15 protein-coding genes, 1 other RNA gene and 1 pseudogene are annotated in these 16,269 nt (G+C 57.6%); 11 read left to right on the top strand and 6 right to left on the bottom strand.

The annotated features are described in order from the left end of the window. Positions 1-12 precede the first annotated feature (12 nt). The gene (locus tag OKF39_RS06110) at positions 13-1,713 is read right to left on the bottom strand and encodes an SgrR family transcriptional regulator (protein WP_193050704.1); all 1,701 of its coding nucleotides are present in this window, start codon (positions 1,711-1,713) and stop codon (positions 13-15) included. A gap of 101 nt (positions 1,714-1,814) precedes the next feature. Here OKF39_RS06110 and cof point away from each other — a divergent pair, with 101 nt between their 5' ends. Then, positions 1,815-2,633 carry an HMP-PP phosphatase gene (gene cof / locus OKF39_RS06115; protein WP_479983580.1) on the top strand — a complete coding sequence of 273 codons (819 nt, stop codon included), beginning with the start codon at positions 1,815-1,817 and terminating at the stop codon, positions 2,631-2,633. 41 nt (positions 2,634-2,674) lie between these two features. Here the strand turns inward: cof and OKF39_RS06120 are convergent, their stop codons facing one another. Then, complete coding sequence (locus tag OKF39_RS06120; protein ID WP_049137517.1) at positions 2,675-3,721, bottom strand: PLP-dependent cysteine synthase family protein; 1,047 nt, start codon at positions 3,719-3,721, stop codon at positions 2,675-2,677. A gap of 115 nt (positions 3,722-3,836) precedes the next feature. On the opposite strand from OKF39_RS06120, the gene OKF39_RS06125 reads away from it, so the two are divergent. From OKF39_RS06125 to amtB, 5 genes are all read left to right on the top strand, one after another. Then, on the top strand, positions 3,837-4,295 hold the full coding sequence (locus OKF39_RS06125) for an Lrp/AsnC family transcriptional regulator (RefSeq protein ID WP_008503307.1): 459 nt from the start codon (positions 3,837-3,839) through the stop codon (positions 4,293-4,295). 30 nt (positions 4,296-4,325) lie between these two features. After that, a complete protein-coding gene (locus tag OKF39_RS06130) occupies positions 4,326-6,098 on the top strand; it encodes a SmdA family multidrug ABC transporter permease/ATP-binding protein (protein ID WP_479983581.1) in 1,773 nt (590 codons plus the stop codon). Next, the gene (locus OKF39_RS06135; RefSeq protein WP_062936107.1) at positions 6,091-7,872 is read left to right on the top strand and encodes a SmdB family multidrug efflux ABC transporter permease/ATP-binding protein; all 1,782 of its coding nucleotides are present in this window, start codon (positions 6,091-6,093) and stop codon (positions 7,870-7,872) included. The genes OKF39_RS06130 and OKF39_RS06135 overlap by 8 nt, the downstream gene beginning before the upstream one ends. Positions 7,873-8,092: 220 nt before the next feature. Then, positions 8,093-8,431, top strand: a complete 339-nt coding sequence (gene glnK / locus OKF39_RS06140) for a P-II family nitrogen regulator (protein ID WP_008503304.1) — start codon at positions 8,093-8,095, stop codon at positions 8,429-8,431. A gap of 35 nt (positions 8,432-8,466) precedes the next feature. Next, the gene (gene amtB, locus OKF39_RS06145) at positions 8,467-9,753 is read left to right on the top strand and encodes an ammonium transporter AmtB (protein ID WP_014882787.1); all 1,287 of its coding nucleotides are present in this window, start codon (positions 8,467-8,469) and stop codon (positions 9,751-9,753) included. 94 nt (positions 9,754-9,847) lie between these two features. On the opposite strand, the gene tesB is transcribed toward amtB, so the two are convergent. Then, a complete protein-coding gene (gene tesB, locus OKF39_RS06150) occupies positions 9,848-10,708 on the bottom strand; it encodes an acyl-CoA thioesterase II (RefSeq protein WP_028012172.1) in 861 nt (286 codons plus the stop codon). Positions 10,709-10,911: 203 nt separating this feature from the next. On the opposite strand from tesB, the gene OKF39_RS06155 reads away from it, so the two are divergent. Continuing rightward, positions 10,912-11,439: a YbaY family lipoprotein gene (locus tag OKF39_RS06155; protein ID WP_028012173.1), complete on the top strand. Its 528-nt coding sequence runs from the start codon at positions 10,912-10,914 to the stop codon at positions 11,437-11,439. A 79-nt stretch (positions 11,440-11,518) separates the two neighbouring features. Here OKF39_RS06155 and OKF39_RS06160 read toward each other — a convergent pair whose 3' ends face one another. Both OKF39_RS06160 and OKF39_RS06165 read right to left on the bottom strand, forming a co-directional pair. Then, positions 11,519-12,673, bottom strand: a complete 1,155-nt coding sequence (locus OKF39_RS06160) for an IS481 family transposase (protein WP_479983582.1) — start codon at positions 12,671-12,673, stop codon at positions 11,519-11,521. A gap of 88 nt (positions 12,674-12,761) precedes the next feature. After that, positions 12,762-13,158: pseudogene (locus OKF39_RS06165) on the bottom strand (MGMT family protein). 84 nt (positions 13,159-13,242) lie between these two features. Here OKF39_RS06165 and ffs point away from each other — a divergent pair. The 3 genes from ffs (at position 13,243) to OKF39_RS06180 (ending at position 14,061) form a co-directional block, all read left to right on the top strand. Continuing rightward, an RNA gene (gene ffs, locus OKF39_RS06170) (signal recognition particle sRNA small type) lies at positions 13,243-13,339 on the top strand. A 258-nt stretch (positions 13,340-13,597) separates the two neighbouring features. Continuing rightward, complete coding sequence (locus OKF39_RS06175; RefSeq protein WP_006176926.1) at positions 13,598-13,849, top strand: hypothetical protein; 252 nt, start codon at positions 13,598-13,600, stop codon at positions 13,847-13,849. After that, a complete protein-coding gene (locus OKF39_RS06180; RefSeq protein ID WP_028012176.1) occupies positions 13,846-14,061 on the top strand; it encodes a hypothetical protein in 216 nt (71 codons plus the stop codon). The genes OKF39_RS06175 and OKF39_RS06180 overlap by 4 nt, the downstream gene beginning before the upstream one ends. An 80-nt stretch (positions 14,062-14,141) precedes the next feature. Here OKF39_RS06180 and yczR read toward each other — a convergent pair whose 3' ends face one another. Beyond that, the gene (gene yczR / locus OKF39_RS06185; protein WP_479983583.1) at positions 14,142-15,563 is read right to left on the bottom strand and encodes a MocR-like transcription factor YczR; all 1,422 of its coding nucleotides are present in this window, start codon (positions 15,561-15,563) and stop codon (positions 14,142-14,144) included. 86 nt (positions 15,564-15,649) lie between these two features. On the opposite strand from yczR, the gene yczE reads away from it, so the two are divergent. Further along, positions 15,650-16,261, top strand: coding sequence for a membrane protein YczE (gene yczE, locus OKF39_RS06190; RefSeq protein WP_028012178.1), 612 nt, complete (start codon positions 15,650-15,652; stop codon positions 16,259-16,261). The last annotated feature ends 8 nt before the right edge of the window (positions 16,262-16,269 follow it).

Genomic DNA, 16,269 nt, shown 5'->3' on the forward strand with positions numbered 1-16,269 from the left:
CGACCAGCTTCTTCACGATTTGGGAGCGGGAAGCCAGGCTTCGGTAAAATCAAACCAGCCGCGGGTGTTGAGGCGTATGCCGTTGACTCCCGGCGGGGCGCTGATTTGATATTGATAGTTAAAAAGCGGCGTCAGCACCGCATTCTCCATCAGGCGGTTGAAAATGGCTTGCAGACCGGCGTGTCGGTCCCGAGCTTCGGCCTGAGACTGCACCGCATCCAGCGTGGCTTGCAGATGGGCGTAGGCCGGTGCGCTTAACACGTGCGGCCACAGGGCATCGCAGCGCAGCCACTGCTCAAGCGTATACGCTGGCGCTTCGCCTATCAGCCTGTCCCCCATCATGATGTCTGCATCGGCAAGCTGTTGGCATCCGTCCCACGTCTTGGCGTCGTGGAAGATGACGGTCAGGTCACAACCCTGTCGCGCCAGGTACGCCTTTAACTGGCTGGCCATGGTGTGAAGCTCAACGGGAAGATGGTAAACCAGCGTCAGCGCCTCAGGCAGGGCAACTTCCGTTAAGTCAGGCCATTCGGGGATTGTCCAGCCGGGAAGCAGTTCCCCGGTGGGCGTAATGAGTCCTTCGTTGAGCGGAAGCGTGTGCAGAAGCCTGGAGAGATGGATGATATTGATAAGCCGCTTCGCCTGGATTTCACTCAGACGCGCGCTCTGTTTCAGCGTGAGGTAACAGAAGCCCAGGCTGGTGCTGCTGCTGACCAGCCTCAGGGTTTCAAGCTCATCGGCCTCGCCAATCGCGATTTGCACCGGGTGACGACAGCTGGTGCCCAGCCTGTAATCAAACAGCTGGGGGGTGATCCAGTATTCGATGGCTTTGAGCAGCGGATGGCTCAGGTGGTATTGCTCATGGCTTTCCAGACGAACCAGGTCGGGCTCAAAGGCGGCCAGCCGGAAGGGGCCGCAGCCAAGTTCAGGATAGTCGGGATGCGCCAGACGGCTGCAGTAGGTTGCCAGCCTGTGCGCCAGCCAATAGTCCGGTTGATGCAGCATAAATGTCAGACACTGTGGATGCGTTGTTTCGATACGTAAAACGCTCCTGAACAGAGTGCGCAGGGCGGGAAGCGTCAACAGTGCCGTCAGGCTTCGCTGGAGCTGCGCCGTTTCTATTTTATCGCCGTTATGCCAGTGCAGGGTGGAGCGAATGTAGAAATGCCAGCGCAGCCCGTCAGCAGAGACCTCCCAGTGATGCGCGAGATCGCCCGTGGGTTCACTGCTGTTACCGTTAAAACGCGTCAAGCCTGAAAATACCTGTCCTGCCAGATGCTGCTCCGCCCGGCCAGGCAAAAAGCCCGGCTGAAGCGGCTCCAGCGAGCGATAGTAGGGGATGCGCAGCGTCGGCGTGTCGTTTTGCCACTGCCCGCCTAAAAACGGATGCAGCAACGATCTCAGCGCTTCAGGAGCAAGCTGGGCCAGCTCCAGCGCGTTATGCTGCTGCCCGCTCTTCAGCGCCTCTTCCATCATCGCATTGCGCAGTGACTCCGGGCTGGCATGGAACGTCAGCTCACCGCGTTTGCCGCGACCAGACCGCGCGTGCCAGCTGAGCCAGCCCGCTTCCTGAGCCTGACGCAGCAGGGTGCGGACATGCCGCTCGCTACAAAAACAGCGGCTGGCAAGCTCACTTATGGTGACCTGCTGTGGAGCGCCAGCGGAAGGTTGCCACAGGCGTTGATACTGGTTAAGACGGTTAAGCTGGCGCATAAGAAACCCGGAACAATAATTTTCATCTATTCACTATTACTTCCGTATATCTCACACGATACTGATGCACAAGTTAATCGCATCACATTTCAGGAGTAATCATGGCCCGCCTCGCTGCATTTGATATGGACGGTACGTTGTTAATGCCGGATCACCGTCTGGGGGAGAAAACGCTGAGTACCCTGAAGCGTCTGCGCGAGCGTGATGTCACCCTGACGTTTGCCACTGGCCGCCACGTGCTGGAGATGCGTCATCTGCTGGGCACGTTTTCCCTGGATGCGTTTTTAATCACGGGTAACGGAACGCGCATTCACACCGTTGAAGGAGAGGTGCTGCACCGCCAGGATCTCAACCCGGCAGTGGCGGATATTGTTCTGCACAGCACGTGGGACACGCAGGCCAGTATCCACGTATTCAACGATCAAGGCTGGTTTACCGGAAGCGAAATCCCCGAATTGTTGCACGCGCATGTTTATAGCGGCTTCAAATACCAGCTTATCGATCTGCGCAGGATCCCCGCCCACGCGGTGACCAAGATTTGCTTCTGTGGCGATCACGACGATCTTTGCCGCTTACGCATTCAGTTAAATGAGGCGCTGGGCGACCGGGCGCACCTGACCTTCTCGGCGGTGGATTGTCTTGAAGTCCTGCCGGTGGGCTGTAACAAAGGTTCAGCTCTGGCGGTGCTCAGCGACCACCTGGGCTTAACGCTGCAGGAGTGTATGGCGTTTGGCGACGCCATGAATGACCGCGAAATGCTGGGCAGCGTGGGGCGCGGCCTGATTATGGGGAATGCGATGCCGCAGCTGATCGCAGAGCTTCCTCATCTGCCGGTTATCGGACACTGCGGCAACGAAGCGGTGTCCCATTTTTTGACGCATTGGCTGGACAACAACAACCTCCCATATTCCCCCGAATAGTGAGACCCTTCCAGCAAGCCAGACTTCGGTCTGGCTTTTTTTTATTTCAGCAGCTGCGCAATCTGCGCTTTCCACGGAGTGATGTCGCCGATGTTGGCCTGTACCCACTCCGCATTGTAGTAGGTCTCAAGGTAGCGCTCGCCGCTGTCGCACAGCAGCGTGACGATAGAGCCGGTACGGCCTTCCTCGCGCATGCGTGCCGCAAGCTGCAGTGCGCCCCACATGTTGGTGCCCGTTGATGCGCCCACCTTGCGGCCGAGCTGCGTCTCCAGCCAGTGCGCGGTGGCGACGCTGGCGGCGTCCGGCACGCGGAGCATTTCGTCGACAACGTCAGGAATGAACGACGGTTCCACGCGCGGGCGGCCAATTCCTTCAATTTTACTGCCCACCGGACTGCGCAGGCCGGCATCGCGGCTTTGCCAGTAGTCGAGGAACACGGAGTTCTGGGGGTCAACCACCATCAGTTGGGTATCGTAGCCCTGACAGCGAATGTAGCGTCCGATAGTAGCTGACGTGCCGCCCGTACCGGCGCTCATCACAATGTACGACGGAACCGGATGCGGTTCGTGGGTCATCTGGCGGAAAATACTGTCGGCAATGTTGTTATTGCCGCGCCAGTCCGTTGCGCGCTCGGCAAAGGTGAACTGGTCCATATAGTGGCCGTTTAGCTCGCGGGCGAGCATTTCAGAGGCGGCGTAGATCTCGCAGGCGCTTTCCACAAAATGGCAGCGTCCGCCGTAAAATTCGATCTGCTCGATTTTGCGTTTTGCGGTGCAGGAGGGCATCACGGCGATAAACGGCAGGCCCAGCAGACGAGCGAAATAGGCTTCAGACACCGCCGTTGAACCGGATGAGGATTCAATAATGGTCGTGCCTTCTTTGATCCAGCCGTTGCACAAACCGTATAAAAACAGAGAGCGCGCCAGGCGATGCTTCAGGCTACCGGTAGGATGGGTGCTTTCATCCTTCAGGTAGAGCTGAATACCGTCAAATCCCGGCAGGGGGAGGCGAATCAGGTGGGTATCCGCCGAGCGCTGGTAGTCGGCATTGATTTCGCTGATGGCATGTTTAACCCAGGTGCTATTCATCGTAGTTATCCGTTTGTCATTTTGTGCCCAGCATAGCGAAAAGCACAGAAAAAATTGTTGCTATCTGGCCTTTAAAATAGAATGAAGGGAGAAAAATTTTCTCTATGAGGTGGGTATGCTAGATAAAATTGACCGCAAGCTCCTTTCATTGCTGCAAAGTGACTGTACCCTCTCTTTGCAGGCGCTGGCAGATGCCGTTAATCTGACCACCACACCGTGCTGGAAGCGCCTAAAAAAGCTGGAAGATGACGGCATTCTTCTGGGGCGCGTCGCATTACTCGATCCCGAAAAACTGGGGCTTGGGCTGACGGCATTTGTGCTGATAAAAACCCAACACCACAGCAGCGAGTGGTATTGCCGCTTCGTCACTCAGGTGTCTGAGATGCCCGAGGTGCTCGGCTTCTGGCGTATGGCCGGCGAGTACGACTACCTGATGCGCGTCCAGGTGGCTGACATGAAGCGCTATGATGATTTCTACAAGCGGCTGGTGAACAGCGTCCCGGGCTTGTCGGACGTCACCTCAAGCTTCGCCATGGAACAGATTAAGTACACCACAGCCTTACCTATTGAATAACTTCGTAAAATACCTTCAGGAACAAACCGCGTGCGATTATTTGCCCAATTAAGCTGGTACTTTCGTCGGGAGTGGCAACGCTACCTCGGTGCAGTCGCCCTGCTTATTATCATTGCCATTTTGCAGCTGATCCCGCCGAAGGTGGTGGGCTACGTCGTGGATGGCGTCACTGAACAGCATTACACCACCGCACGGGTGTTGATGTGGGTCGGCACGCTGGTGCTGACGGCGGTCATTGTTTATCTCCTGCGCTACGTCTGGCGCGTGCTGCTGTTTGGTGCGTCCTATCAGTTGGCCGTTGAGCTGCGTGAAGATTTTTACCGCCAACTGAGCCGACAGCATCCCGAATTTTATCTGCGTCATCGCACCGGGGATCTCATTGCCCGTGCGACGAACGACGTCGATCGCGTGGTCTTTGCCGCCGGGGAAGGGGTGCTGACGCTGGTGGACTCGCTGGTGATGGGCTGTGCGGTGCTGATCGTCATGTCCACGCAGATCAGCTGGCAATTGACCCTGCTCGCCCTGCTGCCGATGCCTATCATGGCGCTGGCGATCAATCGCTACGGCGAACAGCTGCACGAGCGCTTCAAGCTGGCGCAGGCGGCATTTTCTTCTTTGAACGATCGCACCCAGGAGAGCATGACCAGCATCCGCATGATCAAAGCGTTTGGCCTGGAAGATCGGCAGTCCGTGCTGTTTGCGGCCGATGCGGCAGACACGGGGGCGAAAAACATGCGCGTCGCGCGTATTGATGCGCGATTTGATCCAACGATTTATGTCGCAATCGGCATGGCAAACCTGCTTGCGATTGGCGGCGGGAGCTGGATGGTGGTGCAGGGCACATTGACCCTGGGGCAATTGACCAGCTTTGCGATGTATCTGGGGCTGATGATCTGGCCGATGCTGGCGCTGGCCTGGATGTTTAATATCGTAGAGCGCGGCAGCGCCGCCTACAGCCGCATCCGCGCCATGCTGGCCGAAGCGCCGGTGGTCAATGACGGCAGCGAAGCGGTGCCGGAAGGGCGCGGCGTTATGAACGTCGACGTTCGCAAATTTGTCTATCCGCAAACGGAACATCCGGTGCTGGAGAACGTTAGCTTTACGCTGCGGCCGGGCCAGATGCTGGGCATCTGCGGCCCGACGGGGTCCGGAAAAAGTACCGTGCTCTCTCTGCTTCAGCGCCACTTTGACGTCACCGAGGGCGATATCCGTTTCCATGATATCCCCCTGGCGAACCTGCTGCTGGACGAGTGGCGTGGCCGACTGGCGGTAGTCAGCCAGACGCCGTTTTTATTTTCGGACACCGTGGCGAATAACATTGCGCTTGGTCACCCGTCGGCGACGCAGGAAGAGATCGAACACGTGGCGCGCTTAGCCAGCGTACATGACGATATTTTGCGTCTGCCGCAGGGCTACGAAACGGAAGTCGGGGAACGTGGCGTCATGCTGTCCGGCGGGCAGAAACAGCGAATCTCGATTGCCCGCGCGCTGCTGCTGAATGCTGAAATCCTCATTCTGGATGATGCGCTCTCCGCCGTGGATGGTCGTACCGAGCATCAGATTCTGCATAACCTGCGCCAGTGGGGCGACGGACGCACGGTGATTATCAGCGCCCACCGTTTGTCAGCGCTCACCGAGGCCAGCGAAATTCTGGTCTTACAGCACGGACACATTGCCCAGCGCGGGCAGCATGAAACGCTTGCCGAGCAGCCGGGCTGGTATCGCGATATGTACCGCTATCAACAGCTTGAGGCGGCGCTGGACGATGCGCCGGAACAGGATCAGGAGGCCACCAATGCGTAAGCTCGGAACGATGTGGCCGACGCTCAAACGTCTGCTGGCCTACGGCTCGCCGTGGCGCAAACCGCTCTCCGTGGCCGTGCTTTTACTCTGGATAGCGGCGATTGCTGAAGTGAGCGGGCCGCTGCTCATCAGCTACTTCATCGACAATATGGTCGCCAAAAGCTACCTGCCGCTGGGGCTGGTGGCGGGCTTAGGCGTGTCCTACGTTGGGTTGCAGCTGGCGGCGGCAGGGCTGCACTATGCGCAGTCGCTGCTGTTTAACCGTGCCGCCGTGGGCGTGGTTCAGCAGCTGCGCACGGATGTAATGGACGCGGCGCTTCGCCAGCCGCTCAGCGAGTTTGATATCCAGCCGGTCGGGCAGGTGATTTCGCGCGTGACCAACGATACCGAAGTGATCCGCGACCTGTACGTCACCGTGGTCGCGACGGTGTTACGCAGTGCGGCGCTGATCGGCGCGATGCTGGTGGCGATGTTCAGCCTCGACTGGCGCATGGCGCTGGTGGCGATTACCATCTTCCCGGCGGTGCTGATCGTGATGATCATCTACCAGCGCTACAGCACGCCAATCGTGCGTCGGGTGCGCGCCTATCTGGCCGACATTAACGATGGCTTCAACGAAGTGATTAACGGCATGAGCGTCATCCAGCAGTTCCGCCAGCAGGCGCGCTTTGGCGAGCGGATGGGCGAAGCCAGCCGATCGCACTATATGGCGCGTATGCAGACGCTGCGCCTCGACGGCTTCCTGCTGCGTCCGCTGCTCAGCCTTTTCTCTGCGCTGGTGCTTTGCGGTTTACTGATGCTCTTTGGCCTGAGCTCAAGCGGTACGATTGAAGTGGGCGTGCTGTACGCTTTTATTAGCTATCTGGGTCGCCTTAACGAGCCGCTGATCGAGCTCACGACCCAGCAATCGATGCTGCAGCAGGCGGTCGTCGCCGGCGAGCGCGTGTTTGAGCTGATGGACAGGCCGCGCCAGGCCTACGGTCATGACGAGCGACCTCTGCAAAGCGGCGCCATTGCCTTTGATAACGTCTCGTTTGCCTATCGCGAAGACCGGCTGGTGTTGCAGGACATTACGCTGGATGTCCCTTCGCGCGGTTTCGTGGCGCTGGTGGGACATACGGGAAGCGGCAAGAGCACGCTCGCCAGCCTGTTGATGGGCTACTACCCGGTCACGCAAGGCGAAATCCGCCTCGACGGACGCCCGCTCGCGTCTCTCAGCCACAACGTGTTGCGTAAAGGCGTCGCGATGGTGCAGCAGGATCCGGTCGTCCTGGCCGATACCTTCTACGCCAACGTGACCCTGGGGCGAGACTACTCTCAGGAGCAGGTATGGGAGGTGCTGGAAAAAGTGCAGTTGGCAGACCTTGCGCGCGGGTTTAGCGACGGGATTAATACCCGGCTGGGCGAGCAGGGAAACAACCTCTCCGTTGGGCAAAAGCAGCTTCTCGCGCTGGCGCGGGTGCTGATTGAAACCCCGCAGGTGCTGATTCTGGATGAAGCGACGGCCAGCATTGACTCCGGCACCGAGCAGGCTATCCAGCAGGCGCTGGCCGCGGTACGCGACCATACGACGCTGGTGGTGATTGCCCATCGCCTTTCCACCATTGTCGATGCCGATACCATTCTGGTGCTGCATCGTGGACAAGCCGTGGAGCGCGGGACGCACCGTGAGCTGCTGGAAGCCAAAGGGCGTTACTGGCAGATGTATCAGCTTCAGCTGGCGGGCGAAGAGCTCGCGGCCAGCGTGCGCGAGGAAGAGTCGCTCAGCGCCTGATGCACCAAAACAAAGCAACGCGCTAACAGTCATTCCTGTTGGTGCAATACTGAAACGCACCGTGCACCGACATGGTGCGTTTTTTTTCGCCGGTTCATTAAGGAAGACGGCATAACGCTCGTCGCACCGCTTTTCTCCCTCCATTTCATTTCTGGCACACCCCTTGCAATACCTTCTGCGTGAGCTGCGGCCATTACCGAATTCTGACTGGAGGGGATCTATGAAGCTGGTTACGGTGGTAATCAAACCATTCAAACTGGAAGACGTGCGTGAAGCATTGTCCTCAATGGGTATTCAGGGACTGACTGTCACCGAAGTGAAAGGCTTTGGTCGTCAGAAGGGTCATGCCGAGCTTTATCGCGGGGCGGAATACAGCGTTAACTTTCTGCCAAAAGTAAAAATTGATGTCGCGATTGCTGACGATCAGCTTGATGAAGTGATTGATGTGATTAGCAAAGCGGCCTACACCGGCAAAATTGGCGACGGCAAAATTTTCGTTGCCGAACTGCAGCGCGTCATTCGCATTCGTACCGGCGAATCTGACGAAGCGGCACTGTAAATAACGCCTGGCACACAGTGATAGGGATCGAGAAAATGAAGATAGCAACACTTAAAACGGGTCTGGGTTCGCTGGCACTGCTGCCGGGCCTGGCGCTGGCTGCTCCTGCCGTGGCAGACAAAGCCGATAACGCCTTTATGATGATCAGCACCGCGCTGGTGCTGTTCATGTCTATCCCGGGCATTGCGCTGTTCTACGGCGGCCTGATCCGCGGCAAAAACGTTCTCTCCATGCTGACGCAGGTTGCCGTGACGTTCGCGCTGGTCTGCGTGCTGTGGGTGGTTTACGGTTACTCGCTGGCCTTCGGAACCGGCAACGCCTTCTTTGGTAACTTCGACTGGGTAATGCTGAAAAATATTGAGCTGACCGCGCTGATGGGCAGCTTCTACCAGTACATCCACGTCGCGTTCCAGGGCTCGTTCGCCTGCATTACCGTCGGGCTGATTGTGGGCGCGCTGGCGGAGCGCATCCGTTTCTCTGCCGTTCTGATCTTCGTGGTGGTCTGGCTGACCCTCTCCTATGTGCCGATTGCGCACATGGTCTGGGGCGGTGGTCTGCTGGCAACGCACGGCGCGCTGGACTTTGCGGGCGGTACCGTTGTACATATCAACGCCGCGGTAGCGGGTCTGGTGGGCGCATACCTGATTGGCAAACGCGTGGGCTTCGGTAAAGAGGCGTTCAAACCGCATAACCTGCCGATGGTGTTTACCGGTACGGCTATCCTCTACTTTGGCTGGTTCGGCTTCAACGCCGGCTCCGCAAGTGCCGCGAACGAAATCGCCGCGCTGGCCTTCGTAAACACCGTTGTGGCGACGGCGGGTGCAATTCTCTCCTGGGTATTCGGCGAGTGGGCGGTACGCGGTAAACCTTCTCTGCTGGGTGCCTGTTCGGGGGCGATTGCCGGTCTGGTTGGTATCACCCCGGCGTGTGGCTATGTGGGTGTCGGTGGTGCGCTGCTGGTGGGACTGGTCGCGGGCCTGGCAGGTCTGTGGGGCGTCACCGCACTGAAACGCGTGCTGCGCGTGGATGACCCTTGCGATGTGTTCGGCGTCCACGGCGTGTGCGGCATCGTCGGCTGTATCATGACCGGCATCTTCGCCGCGAAATCACTGGGTGGCGTGGGCTACGCAGAAGGTGTCACCATGGTTCATCAGGTGCTGGTGCAGCTGGAAAGTATCGCTATCACCGTGGTGTGGTCTGCCGTTGTCGCCTTCATTGGCTATAAGCTGGCGGATATGACCGTTGGGCTGCGCGTACCGGAAGAGCAGGAGCGCGAAGGTCTGGACGTCAACAGCCACGGCGAGAATGCGTATAACGCCTAATAAAAAGCAAAACGGCAACTTCGGTTGCCGTTTTTAATGTGTATTCCCTCTCCCATGCGAGAGGGTCAGGGTGAGGGCATCAGGCCGCACACCATTACCCGCGATTACGCATTACCCCTTCCTGCACCGTAGAAGCGACCAGCACGCCGTCCTGGGTATAAAACTCTCCACGCACAAACCCGCGAGCGCTCGACGCTGACGTACTCTCCACGCTGTAAAGCAGCCACTCATTCATATTGAACGGACGGTGGAACCACATGGAGTGATCGATGGTTGCGACCTGCATCCCTTTTTCAAGGAAACCAACGCCGTGCGGCTGTAGCGCAACCGGCAGAAAGTTAAAGTCCGACGCGTAGCCCAGCAGATACTGATGCACGCGGAAATCTTCCGGCACGGTGCCATTGGCGCGGATCCAGACCTGACGTTTCGGCTCGGCGGTGTGGCCTTTCATGGGGTTGTGGAACTCAACCGGGCGGATCTCCAGCGGTTTATCGCAGAGAAACTTCTCTTTGACCTGCGGGGGAAGCAGATGCGCCAGCGCGCGGGCGATATCGGTCTCTGATTTGAGTTCGTCCGGCGACGGTGCTGGCGGCATCACTTTCTGATGTTCATACCCCGGTTCCGGCGCCTGGAAAGAGGCGGTCATATAAAAGATAGGCTTACCGTTCTGAACGGCCGCCACGCGGCGTGCGCTGAAGCTGTTGCCGTCTCTCAGGACTTCAACGTCATACACAATCGGTTTTGCGCTGTCGCCAGGGCGTAAGAAATAGCTGTGGAATGAGTGCACCAGGCGGTCTGCAGGGACGGTCTCCTTTGCAGCGTAGAGCGCTTGTCCAACGACCTGGCCGCCGAAAACCTGACGTAAGCCGAGGTCTTCGCTCTGCCCGCGATAGAGTCCTTCCTCAATTTTTTCCAGATTCAGTAATGTCAGCAGATTGTTCAGTGCCTGACTCATAATTATCCTCAATAAACGCCGTAGCGAAAGATAGGCAGAGTATAACGCAGAAATGAAAGTGGTCCGATGGGTAGAATAATCTGAATGTCGGCACGTTTTTAGGCATTAATCGGTGATCTGTGCCACACTTAAAAACGTTATGTGATTGAAACGACATCGGATGGGATCGATCCCGCTGGTGCATTGATGATAAGGAGACTTCAATGAAACTCGTGCCCATGCTAAGTGGTGTAGCTATTGCGGTGGCGTTGTCCGCCTGTGCCGGTAAGAGCGCCCAGGTGCCGGTACCAGCTGCAGATCCGAACGGGATTAATACCCTTTCACAGCAATCCATTCAGCAGCCTAACGTTTCCGGTACAATCTGGATTAAACAGAGAGTCGCTCTGCCGCCGGATGCGGTATTAACGGTCACGCTGTCTGATGCTTCCCTGGCGGACGCGCCGTCGAAGGTGCTGGCTCAGCGCGCGGTCCGTACTGAAGGTAAGCAGGCTCCGTTTAGCTTCGTGTTGCCGTATAACCCGTCAGACGTGCAGCCGAATGCCCGTATTCTGCTGAGCGCAGCGGTAACCATCAACGGCAAGCTGGTCTTTATCACCGATACGGTCCAGGAAGCGATTAACCACGGTGGAACCAAAATCGACCTGAATCTGGTGCCGGTGCAGCAAACCGAAGTCCCGGTTGCTCCACAGACCAATCAGCCGTCCCTGCCAACCCCACCGACCCAGATGTAACTGTTGCTCTTACCCTCTCCTTCGGGTGTACAGTCCGGGGACATGGTAGACAGGTGTTCGGGGACATGGTGAACACTTTTTAACATCCTTTACCCATGGTGATCGACTTTTTCTTCAGGTCGATCACCCCCACTTTCGTGCTGTACCACCACACTTCATAGCAGCCGTCATCCTGTGTCTCCCTCAGCCCGACCCGTTCTCCCCTGAACGCCTTGCCTGCGCTCAGACTGACACCCTGTATGCTCAGCTTTCCGCTGACATCCACTTTCCTGACCTTCACCCCTTCATCGTATTCAGGTGGCGTTACGCTGCCGCTGTACTGCCGCGCTGACGGCTGATACCGCGAGGCCGGTACCGCCATATCCAGCGCCTCGTGCGGGCGTTCAAGGTTGTACACCGTGCGCCAGTGATCGAAAGCGCGCTGCAGCTCTCCGCTGTCCGCGAACCATTTTCCCTGCAGCACTTCCGCCTTCAGGCTGCGGTGAAAACGCTCCAGCTTGCCCTGCGTCTGCGGATGATAAGGCCGGGAGTGCCCCACCCGGATACCGTGGCGCATCAGCCACAGCTCCAGCGCCGTCCAGGTGCCGGTGGTGTCGCCCCACGGTGAGCCGTTGTCCATCGTCATCCTGTCCGGCAGGCCGTAGCGTTCAAACGCGCTGACCAGCTGCTGCTGCACGGTCTCGCGCCGTTCATCGGTACAGTGCGCCAGGCACAGGGAAAAACGGGAGTGGTCGTCCAGCAGGGTGAGCGGATGGCAGCGGCCACCGCCAAAGGGAAAGTGGCCCTTAAAATCCATCTGCCAGAGCCGGTTCGGCGCGTCATGTTCGAAGCGTCCCGTAGCCGGAACGCCCGGTGATGCGCCCGGCAGCAGACCGTGACGGGCCATCAGATTATGGACGGTGCTGAAGGCGGGCATACGGTGCCCCTGGTCTTCAAGCCAGCGCTTAATCTTGCGGGCGCCCCAGCGTTGATGACGGTCATGCGCCATGCGCAGCAGGGCCGTGATGTCGTCAGATGAGCGGTTCGGGGAATGATGAGGTGCGCGGGAGCGGTCCTGAAGACCGGAGGCACCTTCCTCAGCCCAGCGCTGAAGCCACTTGTAGCCGGTGGCAGGAGAAATGCCGAACTGACGGCAGAGGAAACGGATGTTCGCCCCGTCCTGCGAGGCGAACAGCACAAACTCGGTACGTAATGACATGGTATCTCTCGCATCCCAGGGCGTAAGCGACTCCATAAACGGGTTCTTATGCCTCAGTTGTAAGTGTCTACCATGTCCCCGAACAAGTGTTCACTATGTCCCCGGACCGTACACGGGGGAGGGTTTAGTACACCCAGCGGTATTTCTGCAAATCAATCTGTCCTGCGCCCGACACCTGCACACCCTCTGAAAGCAATGCCTGACGCTGACGCTGGAGATCCGGCCCGGTCAGCGAGATAGCGCCATGACGGTTTACCACCCGATGCCAGGGCAGCGTACTTCCCTCCGGCAGCCGCTTCAGGACGCCACCGACCTGTCGCGCCGCGCGTGGAGAGCCTGCCAGCCTTGCCACATCACCGTAGGTGGTGACATAGCCTTCCGGAATCGAGGCCACGATTTGCCATACGCGCTGGGGAAAGGAGTCGTTTTCGTCCATACCTTCACCTGTGGGGATGTTTGGACCGTCATGGTAAACGAAGATCGCCCTGATTGCTGCGCCTGTTTGCGCAAGAAACCAGCATCCGGTTCCTGGTCGCTTGCAATTGGCTCTTCGCACAGGGATAATGCGCCAGCGCGTTGGTTATCAACGCTCTCAATGGGGGCTCTGTTGGTTCTCCCGCAACGCTACTCTGTTCACCAGGTCAGGTCCGGAAGGAAGCAGCCAGGGCAGACGACGTGGGTGCCGGGATGTAGCTGGCAGGGCCCCCACCCATTTGTGGCCTCATCCATCTTTCCTGTTCCCATCTCTTTTTAGCCTTTATTCCACAATAATATAATGCCTATACCGTGTAATATATATTTCATCGCTCTGAAATATTACTGTCATAAACCTGTAATAATAGACTGGCATTTTATAATTGGACGTCTATTTTCGTCAAAATTCAAAAAAATATAGATCTGGATAACAGTGATAACTTCGTGTATTAAATAAAGTACTTATTCCGAAGGGAAGTGACAAACATGGCTACTGCAGTTTTAAATGTTAAAATTGACGAAGCGCTAAAAGAAAGACTCCGCCACTATGCGGAAGTAAATAACGAAAATTTAAGCGTGACCACAGAGAAACTGCTGCTGCTGGCGTTTGAAGCAGTAGAAGAGGCGGGAGTATCGGAAGAGGATATTGATAATCAGCATACGGAAGAAGAGAGTGTTTCTCCTTTTACTCCTAAAGAAATCAAGGCTCTACGTAAACTTCTGAAGAAGAGAAAATGAAACAACAACTGTCAACTGCCAGTGACTACAACGAGGCCTGCGCTCTGTTGCGTTCAGGCTACGTGAAGCATGTACGTCTTGGCTGGAATGTTGGAAGCGATGAGTTCTTTCGTATTGCGTCTGACTGGTGTGATACCGGTGCAAAAATAAAGAAAGACGGTGATAATTTCGTTATTTCCCTGAAAGGTTTCCCCATTCCTCCTCAGCACTAAATCCTGACCAGTGAAAACTGCTGACTGCATATATTACAGTCAGCAGTTTTTATTTTATGACCCAGTTCAAAATTTTAATATTAAACCAGGCGGCGTTTGACTGCTGGCGTATTTGAATTTAGCGCGAGCCATAACGGTTTAATCCGCAGCAATGCCGCTTCCAGCTCCGCTGGCTCCAGCGAAAAGGGCATACGTAAAAAGCGGTCAAACGCCCCCGATAAACCAAACCGCGTCCCGGTTCCCAGGTTAATCCCGATGATTTCTGCCCGTGCGGCAAGCTGTGTCGCCAGCATGCCAGGAAGTTCGATCCAGTAAGAGAGCCCACCCTCCGCCTCATGAAACGCCCACTCCGGGAAATGTTCTCGCAGCAGGTTACTGCATCGATCGCGCCGTTCCGCCAGCATCTTGCGGCGAGCGGGCAGAAAACGCTCGCTATTGTCGATAAGCCACAGCGTTGCCAGCTGCTCTAGCAGCGGCGAGCCTAAATCCAGCGTATCGCGCGTCTGGGCGAGCGTGGCGATAGTCCGCGAGGAGGCGCGGATCCAGCCGAGACGCAGCCCGCCCCAGAAGCTTTTTCCGGCAGAGCCTAGCGTGATCACGCTGGCCTGCGGGTTAAACGATGCCAGCGGTGGCGGCGGTGGCGAATCAAACCAGAGATCGACCATCGTTTCATCCACGACCAGCGCCGTGCGGGTCTGGGCTGCTATATCAGCGATTGCCTGACGGGTGGCGATATCCATGCATCGACCGGTTGGGTTGTGAAAATCGGGCATCAGGTAAGCCAGGCGCGGCGCGGTCTGGGCAAGCGTAGCCGCAAAGCCATCCGTATCCCAGCCCGTTTCCGGCAACGACACTCCTACTGGCCGACACTGTGCTCCCTGAATAGCGGCAATCGCCAGCGGATAGGTGGGGTGATCGACCACGACGCGATCCCCCGGTCCGGCCATCATCCGCAGCACCAGCGCGAACCCGCTGACGGCACCGTTGACCACCATCACCTCGTCTGCCCGGGTGGGAAGACCTCGCGCGGTATAGCGCGCAGCGATGGCCTCCCGTAGCGACGGCAGCCCAAGCTGCTCGTAGCCCGTCAGCGAGAGGTGTTGAGTAATAGCCGTAAGTGCATGGGTGTAAGCCTGGTGGATCTCCGGCCCGGCGCTGAGGGCGGCAGTGGAAAGATCCAGGGCGACGCTCGCTGCGGAAAGGGTGGGAACGGCGCGTGCATCCGGGAGGATGACGCGCGACCCGCTGCCGTGGCGGCTTTCAAGATAACCCTCTTCACGCAGGTGGGCGAGGGCGCTACTGACGGTGGTTCGGCTGACGTTCAGCGCCGTCGCCAGCTCACGCTCACCCGGCAGGCGCGTATGCAGTGCCAGCCGGCCATCAAGGATTAATAAGCGCAGCGCGTCGGCCAGCTGGCGCCAGAGCGGAGTGCGGGATGAAGTTTGCTGCCAGTGCCCTAAAAGGCGTACCAAAGACTGGCTTCCGAAGCGGCGTGATGACATGTGCAGTCCACTATTTAAAAACTGGACATTAATCTTAGTGCCATTTTGGGTCAGGATGAAAGTCGGGTTCACTGGAGAAGATAAAAATGGTACGTCGTCTGCTACAACTTTATGTCGGTTTAGGGCTGTATGGGCTTTCCACCGCGATGTTTATTCGTGCGGATCTGGGAGTCGATCCGTGGGATGTGTTTCACCTTGGCGTGGGAATACAGCTGGGGATGAGCATCGGAACGGTGATCATTTTGACCGGGGCTGCGGTGCTCTTACTGTGGATCCCGCTGCGTCAGATGCCCGGTCTTGGCACGATCAGCAACGTGATTTGTATCGGTCTGGCGGCGGACGCCAGCATGGCGCTTATCCCCGAACTGAGTTCGTTATCCGTGCGCATCGCTTTCCTGGTGTCGGGCATCGTGATGAACGCGATCGCCACCAGCATGTACATCGGGGCCGGTTTCGGGCCTGGTCCGCGCGACGGCCTGATGACCGGCATTCACGCCCGGCTGGGGTGGTCCATTCGCAGCGTGCGTACCTCCATCGAAGTGTCCGTCCTGCTGATTGGGTGCGTGCTGGGTGGCTCGTTTGGGGTGGGAACCGTGGCGTATGCTCTGACCATTGGCCCGCTTATCCAGCTCTGTTTGCCCTGGTTCCGCCAGAAGCCGCGCGGTGAGAAAATGACGCAGCCGGAGCGGGTTGTTTAATTTGCGAA

It is taken from the genome of Enterobacter cloacae complex sp. HYC042_NIDB (assembly GCF_056673315.1).